Consider the following 13,932-nt stretch of genomic DNA (forward strand, 5'->3'; position numbering starts at 1 on the left):
CTGAAAGGAAGCAGTTCATGCGGATGACAGCAGCGGGCCTGGGTGCCCTCGGTTTTGCGTTGTTGTGGGGTAGCGGCCTGGCTGTAGCCAGCCAGGAGGATGCACCGCGCGGCTATCGGATCGCTCAGGAATTGCTGGTCGGCGACGGCACGGTGCTCGAGGTGCTGGAAGACCGGCGTATCACCGCGCAACTGCACGCGCAGAGCTGGGGCAGCGGCCTGGACGAGGAAACCTTCGACGAGTCGACGGACAGCGAGCACCAGCCACAGCTGGAGGCCCGGGTGCGCCTGGTGTCGGAGGTCGGCGAGGTGCTTGCCGAGCAGTCCCTGGGCTACCCGCTGGCGAAGGTGGAAAAGGCGCCGCTCAGCGGCCTGCCATACCCGGCGTTTTTCCTCACCGTCGATCAGACGGCGCCGATGGGCAGCTACAGCGGTCCGGCCACGCAGCTCCTGGCGCCGACACAAAGCCGGCTGGAGCCGGTTCAGTATCGGGACGAAAGCGGGGAGCAGCGCCCGCTGGGGTTGGCCCAGACCGGCAAGGCGGCCTGGCAGATCCTTCCATCGGCGTCGGGCGCTACCGAGGCGATTGCCCAGGTGTCTTCGGCGCCTGCCAGCGAGGGTGACGATTTTGTGACCACGTACCGGACTTATCGCTGGGTGGACGGGCAGTGGACCGCCGCCAGTCGGCAACAGCCCGGTTATTGGGATATGGAAAGCGAATTCCCCGCGCCCTCGGCATTTCCTTGAGCATCTGACGGGAAGAGGCGGGCGCTCAAACCTCCAGCAGCGCCCCCAGCTCACGCTCCAGCTCCTGCGGATCGGCGAGGTTCAGTTCGATCAGCCGGCGCAGGTGCTCGATCGATTCCAGGTCTATATGCAGGCAAACAAAGCCCAGCTGGCCGTGATCGTCGTGCGCCAGTTGCACGTCCATGCGCACTTCGGCGTCATCGCTCAAATGGATATCGGCTTCGAACGGCTGGCTTTCGTCCCCCAGCCAGGGATCGGGACGCTGGATCAGCATGCCCTTGAGCGAGAGATCGACCAGTTGCACGGACCAGCGATAAGGGCCCTGGCTCAGTTCGGTGCGGGCATCGAAGGCGATGCGTTTGAAACGGCGACGATCGGCATGGTGTTCGCTCATGAGCAGCCCCTCTGCGTGGTGAAATGACTATAGACCAGACCCGGGGGCGCTCCCACCGCTACAGCCAGCGGCGCACCTTGCGGCAATAGTCACGGTAGCGGTCGCCGAACAACTCCAGCAGATGGTTCTCGTCCGGCCGGATCACCGTCAGGTTCATCAGGTAAATCAGCAGCGGCAACAGCAGCCACGGCCACAGGCTGCCGAGCAGCAGGGCAATGGCGCAGTAACCCAGGGTGTCGCCGAGATTGATGGGGTTGCGCGAGATCGCGAACGGGCCGTCGCACAGCAGGCGCCGGGGTTCGCCGCGATTGCTGGTGGTGGTGTGCCGTTGCCTGAGACGCCACATCGCCCAGAACGACAGGCCCTGGCCGCCGATGATCAGCAGCAGGGCCAGGGTGCGCAGCCAGCCGTTGACCGGGACCGGCAAGGGCACAGCGTCGGCAAGCAACAGCGCTGCTATCAGGAACAGCAGATACAGCAGCGGCGGTGACAGCGGCGGTCCATCGGGCGGCGCGGGCATGGGCACTCCAGACGGCGAGTCGTTAAAGGTGCGACCGCTTTTTCGCCCGGGTGGTTCAGTGCTTCCAGAAACGGTTGCACCGAGGCGGTGCAAAACCTAAGAAAAAACTCAAAAGGGCGCTCTAGACCAACGTGGGGGGTGGCCTTTGGGGCCAGTAGCGCTAAACTCCGGATGGCTGTCTTTCTTGTCCACCCTGGCTGGAATAATAAAATGAAAAATAATAATAGCCCGCTACGCCACTTACCCTGGCTGGTGCTGGCAATCGTAGGAGCGTGCGCCCTCGGCGTAGTGGCATTGCGCCGCGGCGAGGCGATCAACGCCTTGTGGATCGTGGTCGCTGCCGTGGCCATCTATCTGGTCGCATACCGTTACTACAGCCTGTTCATAGCTAACAACGTGATGCAGCTCGATGCGCGCCGGGCCACCCCCGCCGTGCTCAACAACGACGGTCTGGACTATGTTCCGACCAACAAGCACATTCTCTTCGGTCACCACTTCGCGGCCATCGCCGGCGCGGGCCCGCTGGTGGGGCCGGTACTGGCGGCGCAGATGGGCTATCTGCCCGGCACGCTCTGGCTGATTGCCGGGGTGGTGCTGGCGGGGGCGGTGCAGGACTTCATGGTCCTGTTCATGTCCACCCGGCGCAACGGCCGTTCCCTGGGCGACATGGTCCGTGAGGAAATGGGCCGGATCCCGGGGACCATCGCGCTGTTCGGCTGCTTCCTGATCATGATCATCATCCTCGCGGTGCTGGCGCTGATCGTGGTCAAGGCCCTGGCCGAAAGCCCGTGGGGCATCTTCACCGTGATGGCGACCATCCCGATCGCGATGTTCATGGGCGTCTACATGCGCTACATCCGCCCGGGCCGCATCGGTGAAATTTCCGTCATCGGCGTGCTCCTGCTGCTGGGCTCGATCTGGCTGGGGGGCCAGATCGCCGCGGATCCTGTGTGGTCCAAGGCCTTCACCTTCACCGGCGTACAGATCACTTGGATGCTCATCGGCTACGGTTTCGTCGCCGCGGTGCTGCCGGTATGGCTGATCCTGGCGCCGCGCGACTACCTGTCGACCTTCCTCAAGATCGGTACCATCATCGCCCTGGCGATCGGCATCCTGATCACCATGCCCGAGCTGAAAATGCCGGCGCTGACCCAGTTCACCGACGGCACCGGCCCGGTCTGGAAAGGCGGCCTGTTCCCGTTCCTGTTCATCACCATCGCCTGTGGCGCGGTGTCCGGCTTCCACGCGCTGATCTCTTCCGGGACCACGCCGAAGCTGCTGGATAACGAAACCAACGCCCGTTACATCGGTTATGGCGGCATGCTGATGGAGTCCTTCGTGGCCATCATGGCGATGGTCGCCGCTTCGGTGATCGAGCCTGGCGTGTACTTCGCCATGAACAGCCCGGCGGCCATCGTCGGCGGTGACGTGGTAACCGTGGCGCAGACGGTCAGCAGCTGGGGCTTCGCCATTACTCCGGACGCCCTGCAAGCAGTGGCCAAGGACATCGGTGAAACCACCATCCTGGCCCGTGCCGGCGGTGCGCCGACCCTGGCGGTCGGTATCGCACAGATCCTGCACACGGTGCTGCCGGGCGAGAACACCATGGCGTTCTGGTACCACTTCGCGATCCTGTTCGAAGCGCTGTTCATCCTGACCGCGGTGGACGCCGGTACCCGTGCCGGGCGTTTCATGCTGCAGGACCTGCTGGGTTCCTTCGTGCCAGCCCTGAAACGCACCGAGTCCTGGACCGCCAACCTGATCGCCACCGCCGGCTGCGTGGCCCTCTGGGGTTACTTGCTGTACCAGGGTGTGATCGATCCGCTGGGTGGCATCAACACCCTGTGGCCGCTGTTCGGCATCTCCAACCAGATGCTGGCGGGTATCGCGCTGATGCTCGGCACCGTGGTGCTGATCAAGATGAAGCGTCAACGCTACATCTGGGTGACCTTGCTGCCAGCTGCCTGGCTGCTGATCTGCACCACCACCGCGGGCCTCATCAAGCTGTTCGACGCCAACCCGGCAGTCGGTTTCCTGGCCCTGGCCAAGAAGTACAGCGATGCCCTGGCCAATGGTCAGATCCTCGCTCCGGCCAAGGACATCACGCAGATGCAGCACGTGATCTTCAACGCCTACACCAACGCCACGCTGACGGTGCTGTTCCTGCTGGTGGTATTCAGCATCCTGTTCTACGCCCTCAAGGTGGGTATCTCCGCCTGGGGTAAAAAAGAACGCACGGATAAAGAATCGCCATTCCATGCACTGCCGGATGCGTAATCGAGGATTGCAATCGTGTTCAATGACCTGAGTCGCCTCGGTAAATACCTCGGTCAGGCTGCGCGCCTGATGGTCGGCATGCCCGACTACGACAACTACGTCGAGCATATGCAGACCAAGCACCCGGACAAACCGGTGATGTCGTACGAGGCGTTCTTCCGGGAACGCCAGGAAGCGCGGTACGGTGGCAAAGCCGGGCCGAAATGCTGTTGATTCGTTAGTGTCTCTGTAGGAGCGAGCTTGCTCGCGAAAAACCTAAAGACGCCGAGTTCATTCTGAACGCATGTGGTGTCCTTGAGTTCTTCGCGAGCAAGCTCGCTCCTACAGTTGTTTTTGCGTTCCCATTTTTTTCAGGAGAACCGCTTTTGTCCTCTCCAATCCCCGTCACCGTTCTCAGCGGTTTCCTCGGCGCCGGCAAGACCACCTTGCTGCGCCATCTGCTCAAGGCCGAGCACGGCCTGAAAATCGCCGTGATCGAAAACGAATTCAGCGATGCCGGCATCGACACCCAGTTGCTGGGCGACGAGCCGGTGCAAGTGATGACGCTGTCCAACGGCTGCGTCTGCTGCACCATCCATACCGACCTGACCAAGGCGCTGTTCTTGCTGCTCGAGCGGGTGGACAGCGGCGAGATCGCCTTCGACCGGCTGGTGATCGAATGCACCGGGCTGGCTGACCCGGCGCCCGTGGCCCAGACCTTCTTCATCGACGAAGAACTGCGCGAGCGTTACATCCTCGACGGCATCATCACCCTGGTGGACGCCAAGCACGCCGAGCACCACCTGACCCAGACCATCGCCCAGGCCCAGATCGGCTTCGCCGACCGCCTGCTGGTGAGCAAGCGCGACCTGGTAGACGAGCAGACCTTCAATGCGCTGAGCGAGCGCCTGACCCGGATCAACCGTCGTGCGCCGATCCGTGTGGTCGAGCATGGCCGCATCGACCTGGCCGAGCTGCTGGATGTGCGTGGCTTCAACCTGAATGCCGACCTGGGTGGCGGTGTCAGCCTGCGTCCGGTGAGCAAGGCGCCCTCCATCGACCGTATTTCCAGCCTGGTGCTGCGCACCGATGCGCCGCTGGATATCGACCGGCTCAGCGAGTTCATGAACGAGCTGCTGGAAGAACACGGCAAGCAACTGCTGCGCTACAAGGGCGTGCTGAACATTGCCGGTGAGCCACGGCGCCTGGTGTTCCAGGGCGTGCTCAAGCTGTACGGTTTCGACTGGGATACCGAATGGGCCGAAGGCGAGACGCGGGAGAGCGTGATTGTGTTCATTGCCGACGATCTGCCGGAAGAGAAGATCCGTGCCGGGTTCGCCCGGATGGCGGCGCAGTAGTTACAGATTTCAACGACATCATCGCGAGCAAGCTCGCTCCTACCTGTAGGAGCGAGCTTGCTCGCGAAACGATCTCAGACTCAGCGTGTTATTTCGATCCTGCACTGGCCTTGAGCAACCTGTCCTCCAGGTGATCCAGGTGCCCGGTCATCAAGGCGACCGCGGCCTTGACGTCACCGTCTTCGATAGCGTCGACAATCGCCGCATGTTCCTGCCAGGCGCAATGGCTGCAGGCGCGGGTTTCATGGTGGGCAATCGCCAGTGACGTCAGCGGCACCAGGCTGCCGAGGAAATGCGCCAGCGGCGCGTTGCCGGCCACCTCGGCCAATTGCAGGTGGAACTCGCCGGACAGGCGGATCGCCGGGCCACGCAAGCCGCGGTCGATGCAGTCGCGCTCAGCGGCGATCAGCTCCCGCAAACGCTTGAGGTTGCGCGGCGCCGGTTGCTGGCAGGCGAGCCTGACCAGGGTGATTTCCGTCAGGCGGCGGGCGTGCAGGATCTGCCGCGTCTGTTCATGGTCCGGTGCTGCCACCTGGGGACGGTGGTTGGGCCGCAGGATAATCACCTGCTGGTGGGACAAACGCGCCAGGACCTGGCGAATGATGCTGCGACTGACCCCGAACACTTCGCCGAGGCTGTCCTCGGTGAAACGGCTGGCGGGGGCGATGCGTTGTTCGAGAATGGCATCGAAAATCTGCGGATAGACATCGTCGACCAGCAGTTTTTTCTCGCCGGTGCGGCGCCGTGGCAGGGCACCGGGGAGGGGGAATGCAAGTTTGTTCAAGGCGTAGCTGACCATGGCCTGTCTCCAGTCCGGTTACCGATACGAAAGTGTTGTGCGGCTTAGTTGCCCAGATGGTCGTCCGGGATGTTCAGCTCGATGCCCATGCGCTGGCCTTCCTTGAGGATGTGCCGGCGCATTTCGGCACTGGCCAATGCGCTGTTCTTGTTGCGGATCGCCCGGACCACCGCTTCGTTTTCTTCCAGGCGTTCGGCCAGGTGCTCCGGCGAGTTGCGCAGGATTTCCGCGCTCTGCTTCAGGGCATTGCTGGTTTGCTGCACCACGTTCTGGAAGATCGGGTTGGAGGTCAGGGTGAACAGTTCTTCATGGAAGGCGATGTAGGCGTTCATCCCGGCTTCGCTGTCGTTGGCCTCCAGGGCTTCGCGCATGTCCATCAGGGTCAGGCGCAGCTGGCCCACTTCCTTGCTGCTGATGGATTGCGCCACCAGGCCGACGATGAAGGGTTCGAGGGTGTAGCGCAGTTGCAGCACGTCCTCGAGGCTGGCACCCGCCACGCCGCTGTCGCTGGCCGGTTGTTCGTTGAGGCTGGCCTCCAGGACCACCACGCCTTTGCCGGGCATGGAACGCACCAGGCCCAGGGTTTCCAGAACAGTCACCGCCTCGCGCAGGCTCGGGCGGCTGATGCCCAGCTGCTCGGCCAATTCACGTTGCCCCGGCAGCATGTCGCCGGAGCGCCATTGGCCACGGGCCAAGGCCGCGCGCAGCTTTTCTACCACTGAATTTACAACCGTTGACGAGGTGATCACTGTTCACTCCCTGGTATATGGCGGATGAGGCCCATGGCAGGCGCTGATTGTTGTGCCTGCCGGCGACAGGCACAAGGCATGCCTCAGAACTCCTGCTGCTGCGCGCCGGGCAGCGGTTTTCGCGGTTGGAAACCATAGCCCTGCTGGCCGCTCAGGACTTTGTTGGCGCGTTGGATATCGATGTCTCTTTCCCAGCGGGCAATGGCCACGGTGGCGACGCAGTTGCCGATCAGGTTGGTCAGCGCCCGGCCGATGCCCATGAACCAGTCCACCGCCAGCACCAGCACCAGGCCCACCACCGGAATGGCCGGGATTGCCGTCAGGGTGGCGGCCAGGATCACCAGCGCCGAGCCGGGAATCCCGTGGGCGCCTTTGGAGGTGATCAGCGACACCAGCAGGATGGTCAGCAAATCGGACATCGACAACGGCGTACCGGTGGCATTGGCGATGAAGACGATGGCCAGGGTCAGGTAGATCGAGAAACCGTCGAGGTTGAACGAGTAGCCCGTCGGGATGACCAGGCCGACCGTGGAGCTGCCGATGCCCAGGTGCTCCAGTTTGCGCATGATCTGTGGCAGTACGGCGTCGGAGGAGGCGGTGCCGAGGACGATCAGCAGCTCTTCGCGCAGGTATTTGAGGAAGGGCAGCATGCGCAGGCCGGAACAGCGCATGACCATGCCGAGAATGACGGCCACGAACGCGAAGCAGGTCAGGTAGAACAGGCCCACCAGGCTGCCCAGGTGCTGTAGCGAGTCCAGGCCGTACTTGCTGGTGGTGAAGGCGATGGCGCCGAACACGCCGATCGGCGCCAGGCGCACGATCATGCCCATGATGCGGAAGATGATGTGGCTGAGTTCGTTGATCAGCCGCGAGATGCCGGAAGCCGCTTCGCCCACCAGGTTCAACGCACTGCCGAAGAGTACGGAGAACAGCAGCACTTGCAGGATATTGTTTTCGGCGAAGGCGCCCAGTACCGAGTTGGGGATCAGCCCCATCAGGAACTCAGAGGTGCCATGCATGTGGTGGCTGCGCTGGGCGATGTCGCCCATGTCGGCGGCGGACAGCTGTTCCAGATGGATATTGGCGCCGCTGCCGATGCCGGTGGTGAAGGCGAAGACCAGGCCGATCACCAGGGCGATGGTGGTCAGGACTTCGAAGTAGATGACGGATTTGAGCCCGATGCGTCCGACCTTTTTCAGGTCGCCGGCGCCGGAGATGCCACTGACCACCACACAGAAGACGATCAGGCCGATCAGCATCTTGATCAGCTTGATAAAGGCATCGCCCAGTGGCTTGAGTTGCGAGGAGTATTCGGGAAGTGTCAGTCCGCACACGATGCCGAGCATCAGTCCGAGGACTACCTGGAGGAAAATCGAACGCGAGCACCATCTGAGCATGAGGGGAATCCTGGTCGGTGTCCCGGCTGCCGTGCGCGGAGCGCATCAGATTCGGGACTTAATTATTGTGGTCTTACCGGTATGTCCAGTGCAGGCGCAGTCTATGCCCGATTTTCCCGCGAATACAAGGGCAGATCCGAAAATTGGCATGACCGGTCTGACCAGTGGTGCTGGTCCTGTAGCCGCTGCCGCAGGCTGCGATAAGGCCGAAGGCCTTTCTGCGATCCTCAAAGTGTCACGGCCGTGCCGGCCGATCGCAGCCTTCGGCAGCGGCTACAAGTCCCGGGCCAGACAATTCGCGGACGAAAAAAAGCCCGGCGCGAAGGCCGGGCTTTTCATGCAACGCTCTGCGAATCAGGCGCCGTATACCGGCAGCTTCTTGCAGATGGCTTTGACTTTCTCACGAACGGCGTCGATCACCGCTTCGTTGTTCAGGTCGGCCAGGATGTCGCAGATCCAGCCAGCCAGTTCCTTGCACTCGGCTTCCTTGAAGCCGCGAGTGGTCACTGCCGGAGTACCGAAGCGCAGGCCGGAGGTGACGAACGGGGAGCGTGGGTCGTTTGGCACGGAGTTCTTGTTCACGGTGATGAAGGCCTTGCCCAGAGCGGCGTCGGCGTCTTTACCGGAGATTTCCTGCTTGATCAGCGACAGCAGGAACAGGTGGTTCTGAGTACCGCCGGAAACCACGTCGAAACCGCGCTCGATGAACACGCCGGCCATGGCCTGGGCGTTCTTCACCACTTGTTGCTGGTAGGCCTTGAACTCAGGCTGTAGCGCTTCCTTGAAGCAGATCGCCTTGGCCGCGATCACGTGCTCCAGCGGGCCGCCCTGGGCGCCCGGGAATACCGCGGAGTTCAGCTTCTTCTCGATGTCGGCGTTGGCGCGAGCCAGGATCAGGCCGCCACGTGGACCGCGCAGGGTCTTGTGGGTGGTGGTGGTGACCACGTCGGCGAAAGGCACCGGGTTCGGATAGACGCCAGCGGCGACCAGACCGGCTACGTGAGCCATGTCGACGAACAGGTAAGCACCGACCTTGTCGGCGATTTCGCGGAAGCGTGGGAAGTCCAGAACCTGCGAGTAGGCAGAGAAACCGGCCACGATCATTTTCGGCTTGTGCTCGACCGCCAGGCGCTCGACTTCGTCGTAGTCGATCAGGCCGTTGGCATCGATGCCGTACTGGATGGCGTTGTACAGCTTGCCGGAGGAGGAAACGCTGGCGCCGTGGGTCAGGTGACCGCCGTGGGCCAGGCTCATGCCCAGGATGGTGTCGCCAGCCGACAGCAGCGCCAGGTAAACGGCGGCGTTGGCTTGCGAGCCAGCGTGCGGCTGGACGTTGGCGTAGTCGGCGCCGAACAGCTCCTTGGCGCGGTCGATGGCCAGTTGCTCAACCACGTCGACGTATTCGCAGCCGCCGTAGTAACGCTTGCCTGGGTAACCTTCGGCGTACTTGTTGGTCAGTACCGAGCCTTGAGCTTCCATCACCGTAGGGCTGGTGTAGTTTTCCGAAGCGATCAGCTCAATGTGCTCTTCCTGGCGCTGGGCTTCTTGCTCCATGGCGGCAAAGAGATCGGCGTCGTACTTGGCAATAGTCAAATCACGGCTGAACATGGCGGTCCTCAAGGATCGGGGCAGAAAAGGGAGGCATTCTAACCCAACGGGTTTTAGATGGCATATGAAAGGACATCATGTCGCACGCAAATCAGCTTCAAGTGGAAAGCTGCAAGCCGCAAGCTAGAAGCCTGCAGGCGAACGGCTTCTATCTTGCCGCTCGTCGCTTGAAGCTTGCCGCTGCTTTTTAGTCGAACATGAACAGCGCGTCGTTGCTGAACTGCCCTTCGAAGCTGTTGGCCGGCATCGGCCGACCGAACAGATAGCCCTGGACTTCGTCACAGCCGTGCTCACGCAGAAAGTCCAACTGCTCATGGGTTTCCACGCCCTCGGCGATCACCGCCAGGTTCAGGCTGTGGGCCATGGCGATGATGGCGCGGGCGATCTGCGCGTCCTGCTCGCCGGACGGCAGGCCATCGACGAAGGTGCGGTCGATCTTTAACACGTCGATGGGGAACTGCTTGAGGTAGTTCAGCGATGAATAGCCGGTGCCGAAGTCGTCGACCGCGATGCTCAGGCCGAGGTTCTTCAGGCCGTCGAGGATCTGCATCGCTTCGCTGACTTCGCGCATCAGGATACTTTCGGTCAGTTCCAGCTCCAGGCAGGCCGGCGGCAGGCCGGTGTCCTTGAGGATGGTGGCGATCCGCATGCCCAGCTGGCCGTCGGAGAACTGGCGGGCCGAGATGTTCACCGAGACCTTCGGCACCCGGACCTTGGCCTGGTGCCAGGCCTTGAGTTGGCGACAGGCTTCGCTGATCACCCAGTCGCCGACATCCACCACCAGCCCCAGCTCTTCGAGCACCGGGATGAAGTCTCCCGGCGGTACCAGCCCGCGCCGCGGATGGCGCCAGCGCAGCAGCGCCTCGGCACCGGTCAGGCGCTTGCCGTCGCCGCTGAACTGCGGCTGGTAGTACAGGATGAATTCCTGCTGTTCCAGGGCGTGGCGCAGGTCGCTTTCCAGCTCCAGGCGTTCCAGGGCGCTGGCGTTCATGTCGGCCTGGTAGAACTGGAAGTTGTTCTTGCCGCGCTCCTTGGCGTGGTACATCGCGGTGTCGGCGTTTTTCATCAGCTGGCTCAGCTCGTTGCCGTCCTGCGGGCTGAGGGCGATGCCGATACTGGCGGTGACGAAGAACTCACGGCCTTCGAGCACGAACGGCTTCACCAGGCTGGCGAGAATCTGCTCGGCGACGTGGATCGCCCGGTTCAGGGCGATCTCGCGGCTGGTCCGCGGTTGCAGGAGCAAGGTGAACTCATCGCCACCCATGCGCGCCACGGTGTCGTCATCGTCGACGCAATCGAGCAGGCGGGTGGCCATTTCCTTGAGCATGCGGTCGCCCGCGGCGTGGCCCAGGGAGTCGTTGATCGGCTTGAAGCGGTCCAGGTCGAGGAACATCAGCACCACCCAGGACTTTTGCCGCTCCGCCGACTGCAGGGCGGTGTGCAGGCGGTCCTGGAACAGCGTGCGGTTGGGCAGGTGGGTCAGGGCGTCGTAGTAGGCCAGGCGGTGAATGCGCTGCTCGCTGGCCTTGCGTTCGCTGATGTCGGTGAAGAAGCACACATAGCTGGCCAGGTCGCCTTCGTCATCGAGCACCGCGGTGATGCCGACCCAGGCCGGATAGTGCTCGCCGTTACGGCGCTTGAGCCAGACTTCGCCTTCCCAGGTGCTGTGCTGGTGCAGCTGCTTGAGCACATAGCGCAGGTGGGCTTCCTGCTGTTCGTCGACGGTGAGCATGTTCGGCAACTGGTCGAGCACCTGGGACACCGCGTAGCCGCTGACCCGGCTGAATGCCTCGTTGGCCTGGACGATGTAGCCCGCAGGGTCGGTGATCAGGATCGCCGAGGTCGAGTGCTCGAATACCGTGGCTGCCATGCGCAGGTCTTTTTCCGCGCGGCGCTGCTGGCTGATATCGCGGCCGACCCCGAGCACGCCTTCGAAGGCACCGTGTTCGTCCCACACCAGCACCAGGCGCAGCTCGATCGGAATCTTGCGCCCGTCGGCCCGCAGGCAGTCGAACAGGAACAACTGGGTCTGCACCTGGTTGCGCAATCGCGCCAGTTGCTCGGGTTTGTCCAGGGCCTTGCTGACCCGCTCCATCAGGGCATAGATGCCGGTCAGCTGTTGCGGGTTGGCGATGGTCGATTGCCAGCCGTTCTGGAAGATCCACTCGGCGTCATAGCCCAGTACCGACTGCACCGAGGGGCTGACATAGTTGAGGGCCATCTGGCTGTCGGTGGAGAAAATCACGTCGCTGATGCTTTCGGCGAGCATGCGATAGCGCCGTTCGCTGTCGCGCAGGGATTCGCTGGCCTCGATCTGGTCGGTGATGTCCTTGGCCACGCCGATGATGCGCGTGACCTGGTCGTACTTGTCCCGCGCCAGGGCCTGTTCGCGGATGTCGAAACAGCGCCATTGGCCGCTGCGGTGGCGAAAGCGCAAATGGCACTGCAGCAATTGCAGGTAGCCGGCATGCCGCTGTTCCTGGCGCAGGCGGTGATAGAGGTCGGCGTCTTCCGGGTGCAGGAGGATTTCCCAGAAGTACTCACCCATCTGGTGCAGTTCGGTCTTGTTGTAGCCGAGGGTCTGGCCCAGGTGGTGGTTGCTGAAGATCATCCGCTGGCTGATGACGTCCTGCACATAAAGGTGGTCCGGCACAGTGCGCACCACGTCCGACCAGAAGCCCTCGCGCTCCAGCAGCGACAGCTCGATGAGCTTGCGGCTGGTGATGTCGCTGATGCTGAGGATCACCGCCCGGTAGTCGGCCGGGTCTTCCGGCAGGCGCAGCACCAGCCACAAGTGCTGGTCATGGCCCTGGGCGTCGCTGAGGCGGATTTCCAGCTCCAGCTGTTTGTGCTGGTTGATCACGGTTTCCAGCAGCTGGTTGCCGATGGCGCTGCTGTGGAGCGGGCTGCCTTCGATCAGCAGTTTCCAGGCCTGCTCGCAGGAGTCGACGTTGAGCAGCCGCAAGGCCACCTGATTGACCTCGGTGACGCGCAGTTCTTCCAGCAGCAGCTGGCGCTGCTGTGGGTTGTGCTCCAGCCAGGCCTTGAGCTGTTCGCTGTCGTGCAGTTGCGCCTTGTCGAGAAATGCCGGCAGCCCGGAGATATCCAGGACGCAGAGGGCGACCCCGGTGCCTTCGAAAATGTCCTGGTAGCGCCGGCGCCCTTCGTGCAGCTGACGCTGGCGGCGGCGCATGTTCAGCAGCGCAATCACCGGCAGCAGGGAGAACGCCAGCCCCAGCAGGCACTTGGCGATAAACGCCGGCAACAGTTGCTCGATCACCGCGCGATCGTCGAACAGGCCGCGCAATTGCCAGTCGCTGTTGCCCAGCGGCGCGACCAGCACGCTGTTGGCTATGTCGTCGGTGGTCACCGGGGTGCTGCTGCCGTCGTCGCGACTGAGGGCTTTCTGGTTCAGGCGGTTTTCAATGACCCAGGTCGGTTGGAAACCCTGGTCGGGGCTGGGGCTCAGGGACTGGGCGAAGGAGGGAGCCAGGCGCAGCACCCAGTAACTCTTGAGTGCACCGCTGGGCTGGTGCAGCAGCAGTTGGACCAGCGCGCCGTGGCTGGCATTGCTGTAGTAGTAGCGCTGGCCCCGGCTGCGGCTGGTCAGCTCGGCGAGCCAGGCGGCGTCCTGGCCGTCGGCGTCGCTGTCACTGATGAGCTGGCCCTTGGCATCCAGCAGCGCGATGCTTTGCAGGTCGGGCAGGGACAATTGCAGCTTCTTCAGCAGCAGTTGCTGCTGTTCGGCATTCTGGGGTGGCTCGATGATCGGCAGCAGGTTAAGGGCGATCTGCGCATTGAGCGCCAGGTTGAGGCTGATGTGTTCGGCCAGGTCGGCGTTGTAGTCGATTGCGTGTTGACGCTGGTCTTTGCGGGTCTGTTGCAGTTGGTCGAGCAGTTGCCAGAACAGCAGGGCGAGCAGCAACAGGACCAGGGTCGCCAGCACGCCTTTCAGGGTACCGCGCAGGGGCGAGCCGGACGCAGGCGCAGTTGCGCGCAGGGAAGAGGGCGGAGTGGCATTGGACAAACTGTGATCCTGCGGTTTGGCTGGACTGGCGCGACGTGCACTATAAGCCGGACGCCCGAAGGGCGGCTAGCATGCCTT

The 13,932-nt window shown here is 62.9% G+C and carries 11 protein-coding genes; 4 read left to right on the top strand and 7 right to left on the bottom strand.

Features of this window, described 5'->3' with window-relative positions; all coding sequences use genetic code 11:
• The first annotated feature begins 17 nt into the window (after positions 1 to 17).
• The gene (locus NRG23_RS23535) at positions 18 to 746 is read left to right on the top strand and encodes a hypothetical protein (protein WP_053269976.1); all 729 of its coding nucleotides are present in this window, start codon (positions 18 to 20) and stop codon (positions 744 to 746) included.
• A gap of 25 nt (positions 747 to 771) precedes the next feature.
• Here NRG23_RS23535 and NRG23_RS23540 read toward each other — a convergent pair whose 3' ends face one another.
• Both NRG23_RS23540 and NRG23_RS23545 read right to left on the bottom strand, forming a co-directional pair.
• Positions 772 to 1,140 carry a PilZ domain-containing protein gene (locus NRG23_RS23540; protein WP_009050966.1) on the bottom strand — a complete coding sequence of 123 codons (369 nt, stop codon included), beginning with the start codon at positions 1,138 to 1,140 and terminating at the stop codon, positions 772 to 774.
• A gap of 58 nt (positions 1,141 to 1,198) precedes the next feature.
• On the bottom strand, positions 1,199 to 1,660 hold the full coding sequence (locus NRG23_RS23545) for an isoprenylcysteine carboxylmethyltransferase family protein (protein ID WP_009050965.1): 462 nt from the start codon (positions 1,658 to 1,660) through the stop codon (positions 1,199 to 1,201).
• A 210-nt stretch (positions 1,661 to 1,870) separates the two neighbouring features.
• Here NRG23_RS23545 and NRG23_RS23550 point away from each other — a divergent pair, with 210 nt between their 5' ends.
• From NRG23_RS23550 to yjiA, 3 genes are all read left to right on the top strand, one after another.
• A complete protein-coding gene (locus NRG23_RS23550; protein ID WP_009045728.1) occupies positions 1,871 to 3,937 on the top strand; it encodes a carbon starvation CstA family protein in 2,067 nt (688 codons plus the stop codon).
• Positions 3,938 to 3,952: 15 nt separating this feature from the next.
• Entirely contained in the window at positions 3,953 to 4,150 is a 198-nt protein-coding gene (locus tag NRG23_RS23555; RefSeq protein WP_007930039.1) for a YbdD/YjiX family protein, read from the top strand.
• A gap of 152 nt (positions 4,151 to 4,302) precedes the next feature.
• On the top strand, positions 4,303 to 5,274 hold the full coding sequence (gene yjiA / locus NRG23_RS23560; RefSeq protein WP_009050964.1) for a GTPase: 972 nt from the start codon (positions 4,303 to 4,305) through the stop codon (positions 5,272 to 5,274).
• An 88-nt stretch (positions 5,275 to 5,362) separates the two neighbouring features.
• Here yjiA and NRG23_RS23565 read toward each other — a convergent pair whose 3' ends face one another.
• The 5 genes from NRG23_RS23565 to NRG23_RS23585 form a co-directional block, all read right to left on the bottom strand.
• A complete protein-coding gene (locus NRG23_RS23565; RefSeq protein WP_038635253.1) occupies positions 5,363 to 6,073 on the bottom strand; it encodes a GntR family transcriptional regulator in 711 nt (236 codons plus the stop codon).
• 44 nt (positions 6,074 to 6,117) lie between these two features.
• Complete coding sequence (locus tag NRG23_RS23570; protein ID WP_009050962.1) at positions 6,118 to 6,822, bottom strand: FadR/GntR family transcriptional regulator; 705 nt, start codon at positions 6,820 to 6,822, stop codon at positions 6,118 to 6,120.
• An 83-nt stretch (positions 6,823 to 6,905) separates the two neighbouring features.
• Complete coding sequence (locus tag NRG23_RS23575; RefSeq protein ID WP_053269974.1) at positions 6,906 to 8,219, bottom strand: C4-dicarboxylate transporter DctA; 1,314 nt, start codon at positions 8,217 to 8,219, stop codon at positions 6,906 to 6,908.
• 354 nt (positions 8,220 to 8,573) lie between these two features.
• Complete coding sequence (gene glyA / locus NRG23_RS23580) at positions 8,574 to 9,827, bottom strand: serine hydroxymethyltransferase (RefSeq protein WP_257372403.1); 1,254 nt, start codon at positions 9,825 to 9,827, stop codon at positions 8,574 to 8,576.
• A gap of 187 nt (positions 9,828 to 10,014) precedes the next feature.
• Positions 10,015 to 13,854: a bifunctional diguanylate cyclase/phosphodiesterase gene (locus tag NRG23_RS23585; protein ID WP_009050959.1), complete on the bottom strand. Its 3,840-nt coding sequence runs from the start codon at positions 13,852 to 13,854 to the stop codon at positions 10,015 to 10,017.
• Positions 13,855 to 13,932 lie beyond the last annotated feature (78 nt).

This window comes from Pseudomonas sp. T8 (assembly GCF_024610635.1).
Classification (GTDB): Bacteria; Pseudomonadota; Gammaproteobacteria; order Pseudomonadales; family Pseudomonadaceae; genus Aquipseudomonas; species Aquipseudomonas chlororaphis_I.

Coding starts and splice junctions, on each gene's coding strand:
- NRG23_RS23535 (WP_053269976.1), top strand. CDS start 18: ATGCGGATGACAGCAGCGGGCCTGGGTGCCCTCGGTTTTGCGTTGTTG.
- NRG23_RS23540 (WP_009050966.1), bottom strand. CDS start 1,140: ATGAGCGAACACCATGCCGATCGTCGCCGTTTCAAACGCATCGCCTTC.
- NRG23_RS23545 (WP_009050965.1), bottom strand. CDS start 1,660: ATGCCCGCGCCGCCCGATGGACCGCCGCTGTCACCGCCGCTGCTGTAT.
- NRG23_RS23550 (WP_009045728.1), top strand. CDS start 1,871: ATGAAAAATAATAATAGCCCGCTACGCCACTTACCCTGGCTGGTGCTG.
- NRG23_RS23565 (WP_038635253.1), bottom strand. CDS start 6,073: ATGGTCAGCTACGCCTTGAACAAACTTGCATTCCCCCTCCCCGGTGCC.
- NRG23_RS23575 (WP_053269974.1), bottom strand. CDS start 8,219: ATGCTCAGATGGTGCTCGCGTTCGATTTTCCTCCAGGTAGTCCTCGGA.
- glyA (WP_257372403.1), bottom strand. CDS start 9,827: ATGTTCAGCCGTGATTTGACTATTGCCAAGTACGACGCCGATCTCTTT.